This window comes from Pseudomonas sp. AM14(2022) (genome assembly GCF_036346455.1).
Classification (GTDB): domain Bacteria; phylum Pseudomonadota; class Gammaproteobacteria; order Pseudomonadales; family Pseudomonadaceae; genus Aquipseudomonas; species Aquipseudomonas putida_A.
Genome location: NZ_JAOTNY010000011.1, coordinates 131,411 through 149,292, shown reverse-complemented (window position 1 = coordinate 149,292; position 17,882 = coordinate 131,411). Strand labels below are relative to the sequence as shown.

Annotated in this window: 16 protein-coding genes; 10 read left to right on the top strand and 6 right to left on the bottom strand. The window is 60.7% G+C overall.

The annotated features are described in order from the left end of the window. Positions 1-63: 63 nt before the first annotated feature. The gene (azu, locus tag V3W27_RS20970; protein ID WP_098966950.1) at positions 64-510 is read left to right on the top strand and encodes an azurin; all 447 of its coding nucleotides are present in this window, start codon (positions 64-66) and stop codon (positions 508-510) included. Between the two features lie 172 nt (positions 511-682). Here the strand turns inward: azu and nadE are convergent, their stop codons facing one another. The 3 genes from nadE to V3W27_RS20955 all read right to left on the bottom strand — a co-directional run bounded on the left by nadE (position 683) and on the right by V3W27_RS20955 (position 3,864). Further along, complete coding sequence (nadE, locus tag V3W27_RS20965; protein ID WP_098966951.1) at positions 683-1,510, bottom strand: ammonia-dependent NAD(+) synthetase; 828 nt, start codon at positions 1,508-1,510, stop codon at positions 683-685. Positions 1,511-1,514: 4 nt separating this feature from the next. After that, positions 1,515-2,738 (bottom strand): nicotinate phosphoribosyltransferase, encoded by a 1,224-nt coding sequence (gene pncB / locus V3W27_RS20960; RefSeq protein WP_003221154.1) that lies wholly within the window; start codon positions 2,736-2,738, stop codon positions 1,515-1,517. A 214-nt stretch (positions 2,739-2,952) separates the two neighbouring features. Next, positions 2,953-3,864 (bottom strand): LysR family transcriptional regulator, encoded by a 912-nt coding sequence (locus V3W27_RS20955; protein ID WP_098966954.1) that lies wholly within the window; start codon positions 3,862-3,864, stop codon positions 2,953-2,955. Between the two features lie 165 nt (positions 3,865-4,029). Here V3W27_RS20955 and amaB point away from each other — a divergent pair, with 165 nt between their 5' ends. From amaB to V3W27_RS20910, 9 genes are all read left to right on the top strand, one after another. Beyond that, the gene (gene amaB / locus V3W27_RS20950; protein ID WP_330207432.1) at positions 4,030-5,520 is read left to right on the top strand and encodes an L-piperidine-6-carboxylate dehydrogenase; all 1,491 of its coding nucleotides are present in this window, start codon (positions 4,030-4,032) and stop codon (positions 5,518-5,520) included. Positions 5,521-5,674: 154 nt separating this feature from the next. Next, positions 5,675-6,958: an L-pipecolate oxidase gene (gene amaA, locus V3W27_RS20945; protein ID WP_330207431.1), complete on the top strand. Its 1,284-nt coding sequence runs from the start codon at positions 5,675-5,677 to the stop codon at positions 6,956-6,958. Between the two features lie 368 nt (positions 6,959-7,326). Then, a complete protein-coding gene (locus V3W27_RS20940; RefSeq protein WP_330207430.1) occupies positions 7,327-8,460 on the top strand; it encodes an ABC transporter substrate-binding protein in 1,134 nt (377 codons plus the stop codon). A 238-nt stretch (positions 8,461-8,698) separates the two neighbouring features. Next, the gene (locus tag V3W27_RS20935) at positions 8,699-9,613 is read left to right on the top strand and encodes an ABC transporter permease subunit (protein WP_027613532.1); all 915 of its coding nucleotides are present in this window, start codon (positions 8,699-8,701) and stop codon (positions 9,611-9,613) included. Positions 9,614-9,616: 3 nt separating this feature from the next. Continuing rightward, positions 9,617-10,918 carry a high-affinity branched-chain amino acid ABC transporter permease LivM gene (gene livM, locus V3W27_RS20930; protein ID WP_330207429.1) on the top strand — a complete coding sequence of 434 codons (1,302 nt, stop codon included), beginning with the start codon at positions 9,617-9,619 and terminating at the stop codon, positions 10,916-10,918. Beyond that, positions 10,915-11,787 carry an ABC transporter ATP-binding protein gene (locus V3W27_RS20925; protein WP_027613534.1) on the top strand — a complete coding sequence of 291 codons (873 nt, stop codon included), beginning with the start codon at positions 10,915-10,917 and terminating at the stop codon, positions 11,785-11,787. Before livM ends, V3W27_RS20925 begins: the two co-directional genes overlap by 4 nt. Beyond that, complete coding sequence (locus tag V3W27_RS20920; RefSeq protein WP_047600666.1) at positions 11,784-12,500, top strand: ABC transporter ATP-binding protein; 717 nt, start codon at positions 11,784-11,786, stop codon at positions 12,498-12,500. Before V3W27_RS20925 ends, V3W27_RS20920 begins: the two co-directional genes overlap by 4 nt. A gap of 849 nt (positions 12,501-13,349) precedes the next feature. After that, a complete protein-coding gene (locus tag V3W27_RS20915) occupies positions 13,350-14,114 on the top strand; it encodes an SDR family oxidoreductase (protein WP_027613536.1) in 765 nt (254 codons plus the stop codon). Positions 14,115-14,313: 199 nt separating this feature from the next. Continuing rightward, entirely contained in the window at positions 14,314-15,219 is a 906-nt protein-coding gene (locus V3W27_RS20910; RefSeq protein WP_330207428.1) for a cation diffusion facilitator family transporter, read from the top strand. 122 nt (positions 15,220-15,341) lie between these two features. On the opposite strand, the gene V3W27_RS20905 is transcribed toward V3W27_RS20910, so the two are convergent. From V3W27_RS20905 to ureG, 3 genes are all read right to left on the bottom strand, one after another. Further along, a complete protein-coding gene (locus tag V3W27_RS20905) occupies positions 15,342-16,475 on the bottom strand; it encodes an AGE family epimerase/isomerase (RefSeq protein WP_330207427.1) in 1,134 nt (377 codons plus the stop codon). A 181-nt stretch (positions 16,476-16,656) separates the two neighbouring features. After that, positions 16,657-17,229 (bottom strand): HupE/UreJ family protein, encoded by a 573-nt coding sequence (locus V3W27_RS20900; RefSeq protein ID WP_247268699.1) that lies wholly within the window; start codon positions 17,227-17,229, stop codon positions 16,657-16,659. A 27-nt stretch (positions 17,230-17,256) separates the two neighbouring features. Continuing rightward, on the bottom strand, positions 17,257-17,871 hold the full coding sequence (gene ureG, locus V3W27_RS20895; RefSeq protein WP_103368037.1) for an urease accessory protein UreG: 615 nt from the start codon (positions 17,869-17,871) through the stop codon (positions 17,257-17,259). Between the last annotated feature and the right edge of the window lie 11 nt (positions 17,872-17,882).

Sequence of the window (17,882 nt, the reverse complement as noted above, 5' to 3'; positions counted from 1 at the left end):
CGAAGATTTCAGGCAGTCTTTCCACCATTAGTGTTTTTGTTAACCCTGCCTTGGAGATTCACCATGTTTTCCAAAGTTGTTGCGGTATCCCTGCTGGCGCTGGCCAGCAGCCAATTGATGGCTGCCGAGTGCAAAACCACCGTTGATTCCACCGACCAGATGTCCTTCAACACCAAGGAAATCGTGATCGACAAGAGCTGCAAGACCTTCACCGTTGAACTGACCCACTCCGGCAGCCTGCCGAAGAACGTCATGGGTCATAACCTGGTGGTCAGCAAAACCGCTGACATGCAGCCGATCGCCACCGACGGCCTGGCCGCTGGCATCGACAAGAACTACCTGAAAGACGGCGACGAGCGCGTTATCGCTCACACCAAGATCATCGGTGCCGGCGAGAAAGACACGCTGACCATTGATGTATCGAAGCTGACTGCCGGTACCGATTACGGCTTCTTCTGCTCCTTCCCGGGCCACATCTCGATGATGAAAGGCACCATTGCTGTGAAGTAAGCAGGTTCACCGCTTTATCGTTCTTCGCGAGCAGGCTCGCTCCCACAGGTTCGCGCCGTCAATGTGGGAGCGAGCCTGCTCGCGAAGAGGCCATGAGCATCGACAGGTGAACTGGCCAAAGAAAAGCCCGCTGAGGATCGCTCCTCAGCGGGCTTTTTCATTCGGTCGCCGATCAAGGCGCGAACGGCATGACCCGCTTGTGATGGGTCTTGTTGTAGGTGCTGACGATGATGTCGAACGCTTCCTGACGCACCGGCTCGCCGTGCAGGAAGGCGTCGATCTCGGCGTAGGTCACGCCGTGGGAGGCTTCGTCAGGTTTGCCCGGCGACAGGTCTTCCAGATCCGCAGTCGGCACTTTTTCCACCAGCGATTCCGGTGCGCCAAAGCTGCGGGCGATCGCCCGGACCTGGTTTTTCACCAGACCGCTGAGCGGGGCCAGGTCGCAGGCGCCGTCACCGAACTTGGTGAAGAAGCCCATCACCGCTTCCGCCGCGTGGTCGGTGCCGATCACCAGACCGTGGGCCGCGCCGGCGATGGTGTACTGGGCGACCATGCGCATCCGCGCCTTGGTGTTGCCGAGCACGAAATCCACCGACACCGCATGTTTGCCTTCGAACGCCGCGACTTCCTTGGCCAGGGATTTGACCGCCGGGCCGATGTTCACGGTGTGGCGTTCGTCCGGGGCGATGAAATCCACCGACGCCTGGGCGTCGTGCTCGTCGAACTGGGTTTCGTACGGCAGGCGCACGGCAATGAACTTGTAGGCGTCGTCGCCGGTGCGCTCGCGCAGTTCACGCATGGCGCGCTGGGCCAGCAGGCCGGCGGTCAGCGAGTCGACGCCGCCGCTGATGCCCAGCACCAAGGTCTTGAGGCCGGAATTGACCAGGCAATCCTGGATAAAGGTGATGCGCCGGGCGACTTCCGCTTCGAGGGCCTGATGCCCGGCGAATGGCGGTTGCACCTTGAGCTGTTCAGCAATCTCACGCTGTACGGCTTGCATGAATTCACTCCTTGCTAGATAGACTGGAATCGGCAGGAACCTGGAACACATGTCGCAAATAGGCGACGAAATTCGGGTCTTTGCAGTGGGTCTTGCCGGGCTCGTCGGAGATCTTCGCCACCGGCTGGCCGTTGCAGGCGGTCATTTTAAGCACGATGCTCATCGGTTCGACACCCGGAATGTCACAGGTCAGGTTGGTGCCGATGCCAAAGCTGACGTTGATCCGCCCGTGCAGCGCGCGGAAGATCTCCAGCGACTTCGGCAGGGTCAGGCTGTCGGAGAACACCAGGGTCTTGCTCATCGGGTCGATGCCGAGCTTGTGGTAGTGGGCGATGCATTTTTCGCCCCACTGCACTGGATCCCCGGAATCATGGCGCAAACCATCGAAGAGCTTGGCGAAGAACAGATCGAAGTCGCCGAGGAACGCGTCGGTGGTGATGCAATCGGTGAGCGCAATCCCGAGCAGACCACGGTACTCGCGCACCCAGCAGTCGAGGGCGGCGATCTGGCTATCGATCAGCCGTGGGCCGAGTTGCTGGTGGGCCATGATCCATTCATGGGCCATGGTGCCCAGCGGTTTCATGTCCAGCTCGCGGGACAGGTGCACGTTGCTGGTGCCGACGAAGCGCCCGGGGAAATCGTGCTTGAGCACGTTGACCACTTCTTCCTGCACGCGGTACGAAAAGCGCCGGCGGGTGCCGAAGTCGGCGACCTGCAATTGCGCCAGTTCGTCAGCCGAGGCGTTGGCGCTGAGCCAGTCGAACTTGCGATACAGCTGTTCCCGCGCCTGCACCAGTTCGATTTCCCGGTAGCGATAGCGGTTGCGCACTTCGCTGACGATCGCCAGCAGCGGCACTTCGTAGAGGATCACATGCAGCCACGGGCCACGCAGACGGATGAACAGTTCGCCGTTCTCGATGCCGGTGTGCAGGTAGCGCAGGTTGAAGCGGAACAGGCCGAGAAAGCGCAGGAAATCCGGTTTGAGGAAGGTGATGCGCTCGAGAAAACTCAACTGGTCGGCACTCAGGCTCAGCTCGGCCAGGCGCTCGATCTGGTAGCGAATCTCGGCCAGATACGGCCGCAGATCCTCGCTGTTACGGCAACGAAACTCCCATTCGACTTCGACGTTGGGGTAGTTGTGCAGCACCGCCTGCATCATCGTCAGTTTGTAGAAGTCGGTGTCGAGCAGGTTCTGCACGATGCGATCGGCAAACACACTCTCGCTCATAAACGGGGTCTCCAGGTGCACCGCGCGGTTGCGCGGGATCAATCAATGACGCTAGTGGCGCATATCAGCGGTGGGGATTGCCAGCATTTTTTAAGAGCGTCGAGGTCACCTGTGGGAGCGGGCTTGCTCGCGAATGCGGTGCATCAGTCCCATTTGAATTGACTGACCCACCGCATTCGCGAGCAAGCCCGCTCCCACAGGGTTGTTGAAAACTCTATATCGGCGTCAGGTCCGGGCTGTCGATCTGCTCCAGCATCCACTTCACAAAATCCCGCACCTTCGGCACTTCCGCCGCATGTTCCGGGTAGGCCAGGTAATAGGCGTCGGAACTGGGCATTGCATGCTGCCAGGGAATGACCAGTTTGCCGTCGGCCAATTCCTCTTCCACCAGAAACCGTGGCAGCAGCGCCACACCGCAGCCGACCTGGGCGGCGCGGATGCACATATAAAAGGTTTCGAAACGCGGCCCGTGATAGCTGTGTTCGGTGTGGTAACCCTGACTGTCGAACCAGTCATGCCAGGCCTGTGGGCGCGAGGCATTTTGCAGCAGCACCAGATCGGTCAGTTGCGTCGGGTCGGTGAAGGGCTGATCCGGCAGGCTGCCGGGCGCACAGACCGGTACCAGCTCTTCGCCGAACAGCTTCAGGCATTCGGTGCCGGGGCGTGAGCCCTGACCGAAATAGAACGCCAGATCGCTGCGCCCCTGTAGCAAATCGTCGGCCTCCTGCTCGTTGCACAAGTCGAGATGGATCGACGGATGGCGCAGACGCCAGCCCTTCAGACGCGGTACCAGCCAGCGCGCGCCGAAGGTCGAGGGTGTAGAGACGCGCAGGACTTCGGTCTCGCCGCCGTAGGAACGCAGGTAATGCGTGGACATTTCCACCTGGGTGAGGATTTTTCGGACTTCCACCAAGTACAAATCCCCGGCCGGGGTCATCTGCAAGCGACGACGCACCCGACGGAACAACAAGTGCTGCAACAATTCCTCAAGCTGCGCGACCTGTTTGCTGACGGCACTCTGGGTCAGGTTCAGCTCTTCGGCGGCCCGGGTGAAGCTCAGGTGCCGGGTCACGGCCTCGAAGCACTGCAACGCGGTGATCGATGGCAGGTGGCGTTTATTCAGCATGGGTGATCCCTTTTTCTTGTCTTTCTCTGCGCAGCATGAATAAACGGAATGATATCTCGCGTAAAGGTCGTTTGTTGCCTTGCCCTCGGGAAGCTACAACTAAAGGCCTGCCCGGTCGTTTGCATTCGGCCGCACACATTCTGTTTTTCGCTTGAGGAGTGACCCATGGTTGCCGCATTGCTTGATCGTCTTGGTGTGAACCCGGCCCTGTATCAGAACGGCAAAGTGCCGGTGCATTCGCCCATCGACGGCAGCCGCATCGCCGCCGTGAACTGGGAAGGCCCGGCTGAAGTCGAGCAGCACATCAGTCGCGCAGATCATGCTTTCGAGCAGTGGCGCAAGGTGCCGGCCCCGCGTCGCGGCGAACTGGTGCGTCAGTTCGGCGAAGTGCTGCGTGAGTACAAGGCTGACCTCGGCGAACTGGTGTCGTGGGAGGCGGGCAAGATCACTCAGGAAGGCCTCGGTGAAGTGCAGGAGATGATCGACATCTGCGACTTCGCCGTCGGCCTGTCGCGTCAGTTGTACGGTTTGACCATCGCCTCCGAGCGCCCGGGCCACCACATGCGTGAAACCTGGCATCCGCTGGGCGTGGTCGGCGTGATCAGCGCGTTCAACTTCCCGGTCGCGGTGTGGGCGTGGAACACCACGTTGGCGCTGGTCTGCGGTAACCCGGTGGTGTGGAAGCCGTCGGAGAAAACCCCGCTGACCGCACTGGCCTGTCAGGCGCTGTTCGACCGTGTGGTGAAGAATTTCAGCGATGCGCCGGCGCACCTGTGCCAAGTGATCATCGGTGGCCGTGACGCTGGCGAAGCGCTGGTGGATGACCCGCGTGTTGCGCTGATCAGCGCCACCGGCAGCACCCGCATGGGCCGCGAAGTGGCGCCGAAAGTCGCCGCACGTTTCGCCCGCAGCATTCTCGAACTGGGCGGCAACAACGCGATGATCCTCGGCCCGAGCGCCGATCTGGACATGGCCGTGCGCGCCATCCTGTTCAGTGCGGTCGGCACCGCCGGGCAGCGTTGCACCACCCTGCGTCGGCTGATTGCCCATGAATCGGTGAAGGAAGAAATCGTCACCCGCCTCAAAGCCGCGTACGCCAAAGTGCGCATCGGTCATCCGCTGGAAGGCAATCTGGTCGGCCCGCTGATCGACAAACACAGCTACGAAAATATGCAGGACGCGCTGGAGCAGGCGCTGAGCGAGGGCGGTCGGGTGTTCGGCGGCAAGCGTCAGCTCGAAGAGCAGTTCCCCAACGCCTACTACGTGTCGCCGGCCATTGTCGAAATGCCAGAGCAGAGTGATGTGGTCTGCAGCGAAACCTTCGCCCCGATCCTTTACGTGGTCGGCTACAGCGACCTCCAGGAAGCGCTGCGCCTGAACAATGCGGTGCCGCAAGGCCTGTCGTCGTGCATCTTCACCACCGACGTGCGCGAGGCTGAGCAGTTCATGTCGGCGGTCGGCAGCGACTGCGGCATCGCCAACGTCAACATCGGCCCGAGCGGCGCGGAAATCGGCGGCGCGTTTGGTGGCGAGAAGGAGACCGGCGGCGGTCGTGAGTCGGGCTCCGACGCCTGGCGCGCGTACATGCGCCGCCAGACCAACACCGTGAACTACTCGCTGGAGTTGCCGCTGGCGCAGGGCATTACCTTCGACTGAGTTTGGAACGAAGCAGATCCCCTGTGGGAGCGGGCTTGCTCGCGAAAGCGGTGGGTCAGTCGACACAGATGTTGGCTGAAACACCGCTTTCGCGAGCAAGCCCGCTCCCACAGGATCAACAGTGTGTTTGGCAGGTTTCTGTTGGAGTCTGGCAATGCCGTTACGCGAAGAATGTCTGTGGGAAAAACTCACGCCGCAGCGCCCGGATAACACCGCGCTCAAGAGTGAGGTCAAAGTCGATGTCTGCGTGATCGGCGCCGGGTTTACCGGGTTGTCGGCGGCGCTGCATCTGTTGGAAAAAGGCAAACGCGTCTGCGTGCTCGAAGCGCATCGTGCCGGGCATGGCGGCTCCGGACGCAATGTCGGGCTGGTCAACGCCGGCATGTGGATCCCGCCGGACGAGATCGAAGCCGGGTTCGGCGAAGCGGTCGGCAGTCAGCTCAACCGCATGCTCGGGGCGGCGCCGGCGCTGGTGTTCAGCCTTGTGGATAAATACAACATCGATTGCCAGTTGCGCCGCGAAGGCACCCTGCACATGGCGCACAACGCCAAGGGCGAAGCGGATCTGCGCAGTCGCGAGCAACAATGGAAGCGCCGCGGGGCGCCGGTCGAGTTGCTCACCGGCAAGGCCTGCGAGCAAGCCACCGGCACGCAGAAGATTGCCGCCGCACTGCTCGATCGCCGCGCCGGTACGCTCAACCCGATGGCCTATGTCACCGGCCTGGCCAACGCGGTGAAGGGCCTGGGCGGGCAGATGTTCGATCACTCGCCAGTGACCCGTCTCGAACGCGTGGGCCAGCTATGGTCGGTGCAGACCGAGCTAGGTTCGGTACTCGCCGAGCAAGTGGTGATCGCCTCCAACGCCTACACCGAGGGCGACTGGACCGAACTCAAGCGCAACTTCTTCCCCGGTTACTACTATCAGGTCGCTTCGGTGCCGCTGACCGAAGACGCCGCCCATGACATTCTCCCCGGCGGTCAGGGCTCATGGGACACGCGGCAAGTGTTGAGCAGCATCCGTCGCGACAAGGACGGCCGGTTGTTGCTCGGCAGTCTGGGCAACGGCAATCAGAAGCCGACGTGGTTCCTCAAGGCCTGGGCCGACCGGGTGCAGCAACACTACTTCCCCAACCTGAAACCGGTGGAATGGGAATGCACCTGGACCGGGCGCATCGCCTTCACCCCCGATCACCTGATGCGCCTGTTCGAACCGGCGCCGGGACTGGTGGCCGTCACCGGTTACAACGGTCGTGGCGTGACCACCGGCACCGTGGTCGGCAAAGCCTTCGCCGACTACCTGTGTGACGGAAATCCTCAAGCCTTGCCGATCCCCTTCGCACCGATGCAGCCCCTGGCCGGCGTCGGCCTGCGCAGTTGCCTGTACGAGGCCGGCTTCTCGCTGTATCACGCGGGCCAGTGCCTGCGCATCGTCATTTGAGTGTTGAAATATGTTGCCGGAAGCGGCGCTTTTCGGCGTAGCGACTAGCCTCTAATGGTGCGGGTTGTAGCAGTCCCGCACCAGCAGTGTGCAGTTCGGTGACGCGAGCTGTTACAGGCTGGTTGCACGTCGTTTGGTGCCGCGGTTGCAATGATGGCGCAAGCGGGTTGCGCCTAAGATTTAAAAAGGTTTCACCTTCCGCGGTTTAGACGGTTGCACGCCCAATGAAAATGGGAACGAAACAGTCGAAATAACAAGAAAGCAGCGACTTTTTGAAGAATAAAAAACCGATGGCACGGCGCTTGCTCAGAGCATTCAGTGAAGTGAAGTCGCAGTGCCAACTAAAAAAAACCTTGGAGCACCACCTCATGTCCCAGACGTTTTACAAGAAAGGCTTTCTGGCCCTCGCAGTAGCTACTGCGCTGGGTGTTTCTGCGTTTGCTCAAGCTGATGTGAAAATCGGTGTAGCGGGTCCGATGACTGGCGCCAACGCGGCATTTGGCGAGCAGTACATGAAGGGTGCACAGGCAGCGGCGGACGCAGTCAACGCGGCAGGCGGCGTCAACGGCGAGAAAATCGTACTGGTCAAGGGCGATGACGCCTGCGAACCGAAACAGGCAGTGACAGTCGCCAAGGATCTGGTCAACCAGAAGGTAGCCGGCGTGGTCGGTCACTTCTGCTCCTCTTCCACCATCCCCGCCTCGGAAATCTACGACGAAGCCGGCGTTATCGCGATCACCCCGGGTTCCACCAACCCGCAAGTGACCGAGCGCGGCCTGAGCGCCATGTTCCGTATGTGCGGGCGTGACGACCAGCAAGGCATCGTCGCGGGCGACTACATCGTCGACGTGCTCAAGGGCAAGAAGGTCGCCGTGCTGCACGACAAGGACACCTACGGTCAGGGCCTGGCCGATGCTACCAAGGCTCAACTGGAAAAACGTGGCGTGAAGCCGGTGCTGTATGAAGGCCTGACCCGCGGCGAGAAAGACTTCAGCGCCGTGGTCACCAAGATTCGTGCAGCCGGTGCCGACGTGGTCTACTTCGGCGGCCTGCACCCGGAAGCCGGCCCGCTGGTCAAGCAACTGCGTACCGAAGGCCTGAAAGACGTCAAGTTCATGTCTGACGATGGCATCGTCACCGACGAACTGGTGACCACCGCCGGTGGCCCGCAATACGTTGACGGCGTGCTGATGACCTTCGGCGCCGACCCTCGCCTGCTGCCAGACAGCAAGACGGTAGTGGACGCGTTCCGCAAGGCCGGCACCGAACCTGAAGGCTACACCCTGTACGCCTACGCGTCGGTTCAGACCCTGGCGGCCGCCTTCAACGGCGCCAAGTCCAACAGTGGCGAAAAAGCCGCCGAGTGGCTCAAGGCCAACCCGGTGAAAACCGTCATGGGCGAGAAAGCCTGGGACAAGAAGGGCGACCTGAAAGTCTCTGACTACGTGGTTTACCAGTGGGACAAGGAAGGCAAATACCATCAGCTGGAAAAACAGAAGTAAGGGCTGACGTGATCATCCGAACACCATGAACCCCTGTGGGAGCGGGCTTGCTCGCGAATGCGGGATGTCAGTCGCCATCAACGGTAGCTGATACACCGCTTTCGCGAGCAAGCCCGCTCCCACAGGAGGCGATGGTGTTCCGGGGGAACGTGTCTGCATTGCTCCGACGTAAATCTGTATTTTTCCTAGAAGAGCCGCCCGCTCCGGTGGGCAGGTTCTCATTGCGTGAGATTGCGTTATGGATGGTATTTTCCTGCAGCAACTGGTCAACGGCCTGACCCTCGGGTCGGTCTATGGCCTGATCGCCATCGGCTACACAATGGTCTACGGCATCATCGGCATGATCAACTTCGCCCACGGCGAGGTTTACATGATTTCCGCGTACCTCGCGGCAATCAGTCTGGCTCTGCTGGCTTACTTCGGTATCGAATCCTTCCCGCTGTTGATGCTTGGCACGCTGGTTTTCACTATCGTCGTCACCGGCGTTTATGGCTGGGTAATCGAACGCGTCGCTTACAAACCTCTGCGCAACTCCACTCGACTGGCACCGCTGATCAGTGCTATCGGTATCTCGCTGATCCTGCAGAACTACGCCCAGATCAGCCAGGGCGCCCGTCAACAGGGTGTTCCGACGCTGCTCACCGGTGCCTGGCGCATCGACGTCGGCAGCGGTTTCGTCCAACTGACCTACACCAAGATCTTCATTCTGGTCGCCGCATTTGTCGGCATGGGCCTGCTGACCTACGTGATCAAGTACACCAAGCTCGGCCGCATGTGCCGCGCCACCCAGCAAGACCGCAAGATGGCCTCGATCCTCGGGATCAACACCGACCGGGTGATTTCCTACGTGTTCATCATCGGTGCAGCGATGGCGGCTCTGGCCGGCGTGCTGATCACCATGAACTACGGCACGTTCGACTTCTACGCCGGCTTCGTCATCGGCATCAAGGCGTTTACCGCCGCCGTGCTTGGCGGGATCGGCTCACTGCCCGGCGCGATGCTCGGCGGGATCATTCTCGGGATCTCCGAGTCGCTGTTCTCGGGCCTGGTCAACTCCGACTACAAAGACGTGTTCAGCTTCTCGCTGCTCGTACTTGTTCTGGTCTTCCGGCCTCAGGGCCTGTTGGGCCGTCCTCTTGTGTCGAAGGTGTAAGCGATGTCTTCAACCACTCAAAAAAATATCGATATGAAAAAAAGCCTGGTTGAGGCGATTCTGGCCGGCCTGATTGCCCTGATCGTGTTCGGCCCGATTGTCGGCGTCGTGCTCGAAGGCTACAGCTTCAACCTCGAACCAACCCGCGTTGCGTGGATCATCGGCATTGTCATGATCGGCCGCTTTGCCTTGAGTCTGTTTCTGCAGACGCCCAAGGGCCTGAAGATTCTCGACGGATTCGAGAGCACCGGCTCCGGTGTGCATGTGCTGCCTGCCGATCACAAATCACGCCTGCGCTGGATCATTCCGCTGTTGATTGTGCTGGCGGTGATTGTGCCGTTTGTCTCCAACTCGTACCTGCTGGGCGTGGTCATCCTCGGGCTGATCTACGTGCTGCTGGGCCTGGGGCTGAACATTGTGGTCGGGCTGGCCGGTCTGCTCGATCTCGGTTACGTGGCGTTCTACGCCATCGGCGCCTACGGTCTCGCGCTCGGTTATCAATATCTCGGGCTGGGCTTCTGGACCGTATTGCCACTGGCGGCAATCACTGCCGGTTTGGCCGGCTGCATCCTCGGTTTTCCGGTGCTGCGTCTGCACGGCGACTATCTGGCGATCGTGACCCTGGGCTTCGGTGAAATCATTCGCCTGATCCTCAACAATTGGCTGTCGCTGACCGGCGGGCCGAACGGCATGCCGGCGCCACTGCCGACGTTCTTCGGTCTGGAATTCGGCAAGCGGGCCAAGGATGGCGGGGTGCCGTTCCATGAGTTCTTCGGCATCGCCTACAATCCGGACGTGAAGTATTACTTCATCTACACGGTGTTGTTCCTGGTGGTACTGGCCGTGCTGTACATCAAGCATCGTCTGGTGAAAATGCCGGTGGGTCGCGCTTGGGAAGCCCTGCGCGAAGATGAAATCGCCTGCCGCTCGATGGGCCTCAACCATGTGCTGGTCAAACTGTCGGCGTTCACCATCGGTGCATCGACCGCGGGTCTGGCCGGGGTGTTTTTCGCCACCTATCAAGGCTTCGTCAACCCGACCTCGTTCACCTTCTTCGAATCGGCGCTGATCCTCGCCATCGTCGTGCTCGGCGGCATGGGCTCGACCATCGGCGTGGTGATTGCAGCGTTCGTGCTGACGGTTGCCCCGGAGCTGCTGCGCGGCTTCGCTGAATACCGCGTGCTGCTGTTCGGCATCCTGATGGTGTTGATGATGATCTGGCGACCACGCGGGCTGATTCGCATCAGCCGTACCGGGGTCACTCCACGCAAAGGTGCCATTCACTATGAGAGGACTGCGCCATGAGTGAAGTCGTACTCTCTGTGGAAAAACTGATGATGCACTTCGGTGGCATCAAGGCCCTGAGCGATGTCAGCCTCAAGGTCAAACGCAACTCGATCTTCGCCCTGATCGGGCCGAACGGTGCCGGCAAGACCACGGTGTTCAACTGTCTGACCGGGTTCTACAAGGCCTCCGGCGGCAAGATCGAACTCAACGTGCGCGGCAAGCAGACCAACGTCATCCAGTTGCTGGGCGAGTCGTTCAAACCGACCGACTTCGTGTCGCCGAAAAGCTTCCTCAGTCGCCTGTACTACAAGATGTTCGGCGGCACCCACTTGGTGAACCGCGCCGGCCTGGCCCGGACCTTCCAGAACATTCGCCTGTTCAAGGAAATGTCGGTGCTGGAGAACCTGCTGGTGGCGCAGCACATGTGGGTCAACCGCAACATGCTCGCCGGCATCCTCAACACCAAGGGCTACCGCAAGGCCGAAAGTGATGCGCTGGACTGCGCGTTCTACTGGCTGGAAGTGGTGGATCTGGTGGACTGCGCCAACCGTCTGGCCGGTGAACTGTCCTACGGCCAGCAACGCCGTCTGGAAATCGCCCGGGCCATGTGCACGCGGCCGCAGATCATCTGCCTCGACGAACCGGCCGCCGGCCTCAACCCTCAGGAAACCGAAGCACTGAGCGCGATGATCCGGCTGCTGCGCGACGAGCACGATCTGACCGTGGTGCTGATCGAACACGACATGGGCATGGTCATGAGCATTTCCGACCACATCGTGGTGCTGGATCACGGCGTGGTCATCGCCGAAGGCGGGCCTGAAGCCATTCGCAACGATCCGAAAGTGATTGCCGCCTACCTGGGCGCCGACGAAGAGGAGCTGGTATGAGCAAACCGATCCTCGAACTGAAAGACCTGGACGTGTTCTACGGCCCGATCCAGGCCCTCAAGGGCGTGTCGCTGCAGATCAACGAAGGCGAGACCGTCAGCCTGATCGGCTCCAACGGCGCGGGTAAATCGACGCTGCTGATGTCGATCTTCGGCCAGCCGCGCGCGGCGGGTGGGCAGATCCTCTATCAAGGCGTCGACATCACCCACAAGTCCTCGCACTACATCGCCTCCAACGGCATCGCGCAGTCGCCGGAAGGACGGCGGGTGTTCCCCGACATGACCGTCGAGGAGAACCTGCTGATGGGCACCATCCCGATCGGCGACAAATATGCCAAGGAGGATATGCAGCGCATGTTCGAGCTGTTCCCGCGGCTCGAAGAGCGCCGCACTCAGCGGGCAATGACCATGTCCGGCGGCGAGCAGCAAATGCTCGCCATTGCCCGCGCCTTGATGAGTCGGCCGAAGCTGTTATTGCTTGATGAACCGAGCCTGGGCTTGGCGCCGATCGTGGTGAAACAGATCTTCGCCACCCTGCGGGAACTGGCGAAAACCGGCATGACCATTTTCCTCGTCGAGCAGAACGCCAACCATGCGTTGAAGCTGTCGGATCGGGCGTACGTGATGGTCAACGGCGAGATTCGTCTGACCGGTACCGGTAAGGAGTTGTTGGTGAATGAGGAGGTGCGTAACGCTTATCTGGGCGGGCACTGATTCTGCTTGAGTTGTCCACAAAGCCCCGCGACGAAAGTCTCGGGGCTTTTTACATCCCAAGTCCAGCACAAATCCCTTGTGGGAGCGGGCTTGCCCGCGAAGAGGGTGTGTCAGATAACGCCGTGTTTTATGACACATCCTCTTCGCGAGCAAGCCCGCTCCCACAGTTGATCTGCGCCAGACTTCAGAATTGTGGAAAACAAATTCCCATAGCTGCCAAAGCGCGACATATAGACGCTGCAAATGGCTGTTTTTCCACAGTTTTGACTTGTCCCCGTTTGCTGTGGAGCTGGCTGTGAATAACGTGGGAGTAGCTGGCTGCAGCCCTTGTGAAACGTGGTCTGCGGGCTGGTGATTGATTTTTGATCAGGCGTTTTTGCTGGAGCTGAAGACGCTGTTGTCAACCTTTTTCTAGGCTGTTCTGTAGAGACAATTACGTGTGAGCAGCCTGTGGATAAGTCTGTGACTAAACTCTGGAAAGACTCCGCTGAGGGCCGTAATTACTGGCCTCGCGCAATCACTGCGTTGACCGGTCGGTCGTGCAAAATGCCATCTCCGGCACAACAGCGGCTTCAGGGTCAAGCAAAAAACTTTCTGTTTCCCGCGCAAAGCCTTGTATGGCGCGGCTTTGCGCGTTTCCACTTGCCCCCGGAAACTGTGGAAGGGACTGTGGATAACGTGCGTGCACATGGCTACAGGCCAAGCCATATAAGGTGTAGCGGCGATTGATCAAATTTTGATCGGAAGATGTCCCAGTCGGGGTGTTGCTCGTAAATGCCGGGCCGGGCATGCTGGCTGCTGATTTTCTATTCCAATGGCTGCGCTGGCGGCCGACGCAAGGAGAACACGATGTCCAACACCCTGTTTATTACCGGCGCAACCTCCGGTTTTGGTGAAGCCTGTGCCCGTCGTTTCGCCGAGGCTGGCTGGAAACTGGTGTTGACCGGCCGTCGTGCAGAACGTCTCGACGCGCTGTGCGCCGAGTTGTCGAAGCAGACTGAAGTGCATGGCCTGGTGCTCGACGTGCGTGACCGCAAGGCGATGGAAGAGGCAATTGCCAATCTGCCGCCGTCGTTCGCCAAGCTGCGTGGACTGATCAACAACGCCGGGCTGGCGCTGGGCGTCGATCCGGCACCCAAATGCGACCTCGACGACTGGGACACCATGGTCGACACCAACGTCAAGGGCCTGATGTACAGCACTCGTCTGCTGCTGCCGCGTTTGATCGCTCACGGCCGTGGCGCCGGCATCGTCAACCTCGGCTCCATCGCCGGCAACTACCCGTACCCGGGCAGCCACGTGTATGGCGCCACCAAGGCGTTCGTTAAGCAATTCTCGCTGAACCTGCGTTGCGACCTGCAGGGCACCGGCGTGCGTGTCAGCAACATCGAGCCGGGTCTGTGCGAAAGCGAGTTCTCGCTGGTGCGCTTTGCCGGTGACCAGGAACGCTACAACGCCACTTACGCCGGTGCCGAGCCGATCCAGCCGCAGGACATCGCCGAGACCATCTTCTGGGTGCTCAACGCCCCGGCGCACATCAACATCAACAGCCTGGAGCTGATGCCGGTGAGCCAGACCTGGGCGGGGTTTGCGATCGAGCGTAACAAGGCGTAAGACCCTGTGGCGAGGGAGCTTGCTCCCGCTGGACTGCGCAGCAGGCCCGCTTTTTTGAACTGAAGAGCGGGGGGCGCTCCGCACCCCAGCGGGAGCAAGCTCCCTCGCCACAAAACCGGGCATAACCGGCGATAAGGTAAACTCATCCCCCAATAACCCCACCGCACCCTGCGGTTTTTAAGGTTTTCGAGGAGTTAAAGTGAGTAACCGATGTGAGCAGTCACTGCTCAAACAATCGACCATCCTGATGTTCGCGGTGTCGATTGCCGGGATCGTCACCGGTTTTGTTTCAGGTTCGCAATCCATCCTTTTCGATGGTTTTTTCTCGCTGATCGCAACGTTCATCAAAGTGCTGATGCTGATCACAGCCAGGCTGATCGCCAAAGAAAGCAATCACCGCTTCCAGTTCGGTTTCTGGCATCTGGAGCCGATGGTGCTGCTGATCGAAGGCAGCTTCCTGCTGTTGATCGCGATCTATGCGTTTCTCAACGGTGTGTTCGGCATCATCAACGGCGGCCGCGAGATCGAGCTGGGCTTGGTGATCATTTATGCGGCGGTGTTCACCGTCGTCGAGTTCGCCTACTTCTTCTACGTGCGTCGGCGCAATCGCAAGCTCAAGTCCAGCCTGATCCAGTTCGACAACATCAGCTGGCTGGTGGACGCGATGCTTTCGGTCGGCCTGTTGATCAGTTTTCTCGCCGCGTTGCTGCTCAAGGCCCAGGGCTTTGACGAGTGGGCGAAGTTTGTCGACCCGCTGATCCTGATCGTGCTGGCGCTGACCATGTTGCCACCGGCGCTCAAGATCCTCGGCCCGGCACTGCGTGATGTACTGGGTATTGCCCCGGACACCCTGGATGATCAGGTGCGTCAGGTCATGGAAGCGGCGAAGGTCGAGCATGGTTTCGATGATTACGTGACCTACGTGCAGAAGCACGGGCGGGCGCGGTTTATCGAGATTCATGTGGTGTTGCCGGCGGATTACCGGCTGCAAAGCGTGGGGCAACTGGATGCGTTACGTGAGGAAATTTCGGCGCAGCTCGGCGAGCCGGATGCGGCACGCTGGTTGACGATCAGCTTTACCGGTGACAAGAAGTGGATTGCCTAGAGACCGTGTAACGGCTATTCGCGAGCAAGCCCGCTCCCACAGGGATCCAGGCTGTTCACAGATTATGTGTTCGCCGAAATTCCCATGTGGGAGCGGGCTTGCTCGCGAAAGCTATCTTTCAATCAACGCAGGTATTCAGCCAGCCCGCTGTAGCACGTCGCCAAGTGATAAGGCGTCGTTGAAGGCATGTCCTTGCGGCTGACCTCTCCCAGCTCATCTCGGCATTCATGCCACCCGCCCGCGTGCAGAAAACGCTGCTGCAGCGCCTGCAACTGGCGCAGCACGGTGGCTTCGCTGTCCGGGCGCAAGGTCAGGGCGCGCAGGTATTCCGCCTGCGCCCAGATGCGCTGAGTCGAATCTTTCGGGCGACCGTCCAGTTGCAGATCGAGCATCGCGCGCACCGCACCTGAAGGTTGTTCAACGCCGAATTGCTCGGTGAAAGCGAATGCCCGGTCCAGCGCTGCATGCAGTTTCGAACCACGCAGCAGGGCTGAAGACTCGAGCAGGAAATACCATTCGAACTGATGCCCTGGCTCGTACCAGTTATCCACAGCCCCCAGTGGTTTTTCCATCAACACTCCGTGCTGCGGATCGACGAACTGCGTGTGCATGGCTGTGCATAACTCCACCAGCGCTTTCTGCGTCGCCGCGTCTTCACGCACCGCCAAGGTGGCGAGGAACGCTTCGGCCAGGTGCATCAGCGGGTTTTGCAGTGGCCCGGTTTGCAGGGTGATCCAGTCGCGGTCCAGACAGGCTTCGTACAGGCCATCACCGGTGGCGAAGCGCCGACCGATGATTTCCAGTGCGGCGTTCAGCGTGGATTCCACCAGCGGCTCCCGGGACTTGGCCCAGTAATGGGCGCAGGCGAACAGGATGAAAGCGTGGGTGTAGAGGTCTTTGCGCTGATCCAGCGGCTTGCCTTGCGCGTCGATGCTGTAGAACCAGCCACCGTGCTCGGCATCGTGGAAATGCCGTTGCAGCGAGCGGAACAGCGCCGCGGCGCGCACCTCGGCGTTATCCACAACCCCGATCAGGCTGGAAAACAGGTACAGCTGCCGTGCGCAGGCCATCGCCCGATAGCGTTGCGGTGGCAAAGGTTGATGCGCCGCGTCGAGTGCCTCGTAGGGCAGCGCCATGTCGGCGTTCCAGCCCGGGCCTTGCCAAAGCGGCACGATCACGTTCAGAAAGTGCTGTTGCACGTTGCTGAACAGGGCGGTCAATTCGGGCAGGAAGGTGGAGCGGCAAGCATGGGGCATTGGCGGACGTCGTCACGGCTGGGGCGATTGCGCGACATGGTAGCAGAGCGGCGTCCTTTAGAGACGCGGTGTCTGTCAGACCGCTTTCGCGAGCAAGCCCGCTCCCACAGGTTTTGTGTACACCGCAAATCCAGGGTGGGAGCGGGCTTGCTCGCGAAGAGGCCGGTTCAGGCGATAGAGATCAGCCGGCCAGCAACCAGGCGCCTGTCACCGCCGAAGCAGCCCCTGCCACTCGTACCAATGGCGCAGCAGCCTGAGGCAACACGCGCACCAGGCCATAACCCGCCGCATGCAGCGCCGCCGTCGCCGCGACAAAACCGGCGGCATACGCCCAAGGGCTGCTCATGTCCGGCAGCTCCAGGCCATGCGCCACGCCATGGAACAGCGCAAACAACGCCGTTGCCGCCACCGCCATCACCAGCGGTGGACGCACCGTCAGTGCCACTGCCAGACCCAGCGCCAGCACCGAAGCGGCGATCCCGCTTTCCAGCGCCGGCAGCTCCAGCCCTTCAAAGCCGAGCATGCCGCCGATCAGCATGGTGCCGACAAACGTGCACGGTAGCGCCCAGCGTGCCGCGCCTTGTTGCTGCGCGGCCCATAGGCCGACCGCGACCATCGCCAGCAAATGGTCGAGGCCACCGATCGGGTGGCTGATGCCGGCGACCAGACCGCTGTCGCCGTGGCCCGGGTGGGCGAAGGCCAGGGCCGGGGTCAGCAGCAGCGCCACAGCGCCGAGAATGCGTTTGAGTGTCATGGATAAGCTTCCTTGTTGGTCAATAAGTCAGGCGGCGTTCAGCAGGCCCTGGCGTTCGATGAAAGCGATGATCTCTTCCAGGCCCTGGCCGGTTTTCTGGTTGCTGAAGACGAATGGCTTGCCGTTGCGCATGCGCTGGGTGTCGCTATCCATCATCTCCAGCGAAGCACCGACCAGCGGCGCCAGGTCGATCTTGTTGATCACCAGCAGATCGGACTTGCAGATCCCCGGGCCGCCCTTGCGCGGCAGCTTGTCGCCGGCGGAGACGTCGATCACGTAGATGGTCAGGTCTGACAGCTCCGGGCTGAAGGTTGCCGACAGGTTGTCGCCACCGGATTCCACCAGAATCAGGTCCAGCCCCGGAAAGCGCCGGTTCAGTTGATCGACGGCTTCGAGGTTGATCGAAGCGTCTTCGCGGATTGCCGTGTGCGGGCAGCCACCGGTTTCCACGCCGATGATCCGCTCCGGCGCCAGCGCTTGGTTGCGCACCAGAAAGTCGGCGTCTTCGCGGGTGTAGATGTCGTTGGTGACGACGGCCAGGTTGTAGCGGTCGCGCAGCGCCAGGCACAGGGCCAGGGTCAATGCAGTCTTGCCGGAACCGACCGGGCCGCCGATGCCGACGCGCAGGGGTTGTGTGTTCATGTGCTTCTCCA

Excerpts from the sequence above, each read along its gene's own strand:
- azu (WP_098966950.1), top strand. The coding sequence starts at position 64 with ATGTTTTCCAAAGTTGTTGCGGTATCCCTGCTGGCGCTGGCCAGCAGC.
- nadE (WP_098966951.1), bottom strand. The coding sequence starts at position 1,510 with ATGCAAGCCGTACAGCGTGAGATTGCTGAACAGCTCAAGGTGCAACCG.
- pncB (WP_003221154.1), bottom strand. The coding sequence starts at position 2,738 with ATGAGCGAGAGTGTGTTTGCCGATCGCATCGTGCAGAACCTGCTCGAC.
- V3W27_RS20955 (WP_098966954.1), bottom strand. The coding sequence starts at position 3,864 with ATGCTGAATAAACGCCACCTGCCATCGATCACCGCGTTGCAGTGCTTC.
- amaB (WP_330207432.1), top strand. The coding sequence starts at position 4,030 with ATGGTTGCCGCATTGCTTGATCGTCTTGGTGTGAACCCGGCCCTGTAT.
- amaA (WP_330207431.1), top strand. The coding sequence starts at position 5,675 with ATGCCGTTACGCGAAGAATGTCTGTGGGAAAAACTCACGCCGCAGCGC.
- V3W27_RS20940 (WP_330207430.1), top strand. The coding sequence starts at position 7,327 with ATGTCCCAGACGTTTTACAAGAAAGGCTTTCTGGCCCTCGCAGTAGCT.
- V3W27_RS20935 (WP_027613532.1), top strand. The coding sequence starts at position 8,699 with ATGGATGGTATTTTCCTGCAGCAACTGGTCAACGGCCTGACCCTCGGG.
- livM (WP_330207429.1), top strand. The coding sequence starts at position 9,617 with ATGTCTTCAACCACTCAAAAAAATATCGATATGAAAAAAAGCCTGGTT.
- V3W27_RS20925 (WP_027613534.1), top strand. The coding sequence starts at position 10,915 with ATGAGTGAAGTCGTACTCTCTGTGGAAAAACTGATGATGCACTTCGGT.
- V3W27_RS20920 (WP_047600666.1), top strand. The coding sequence starts at position 11,784 with ATGAGCAAACCGATCCTCGAACTGAAAGACCTGGACGTGTTCTACGGC.
- V3W27_RS20915 (WP_027613536.1), top strand. The coding sequence starts at position 13,350 with ATGTCCAACACCCTGTTTATTACCGGCGCAACCTCCGGTTTTGGTGAA.
- V3W27_RS20905 (WP_330207427.1), bottom strand. The coding sequence starts at position 16,475 with ATGCCCCATGCTTGCCGCTCCACCTTCCTGCCCGAATTGACCGCCCTG.
- V3W27_RS20900 (WP_247268699.1), bottom strand. The coding sequence starts at position 17,229 with ATGACACTCAAACGCATTCTCGGCGCTGTGGCGCTGCTGCTGACCCCG.
- ureG (WP_103368037.1), bottom strand. The coding sequence starts at position 17,871 with ATGAACACACAACCCCTGCGCGTCGGCATCGGCGGCCCGGTCGGTTCC.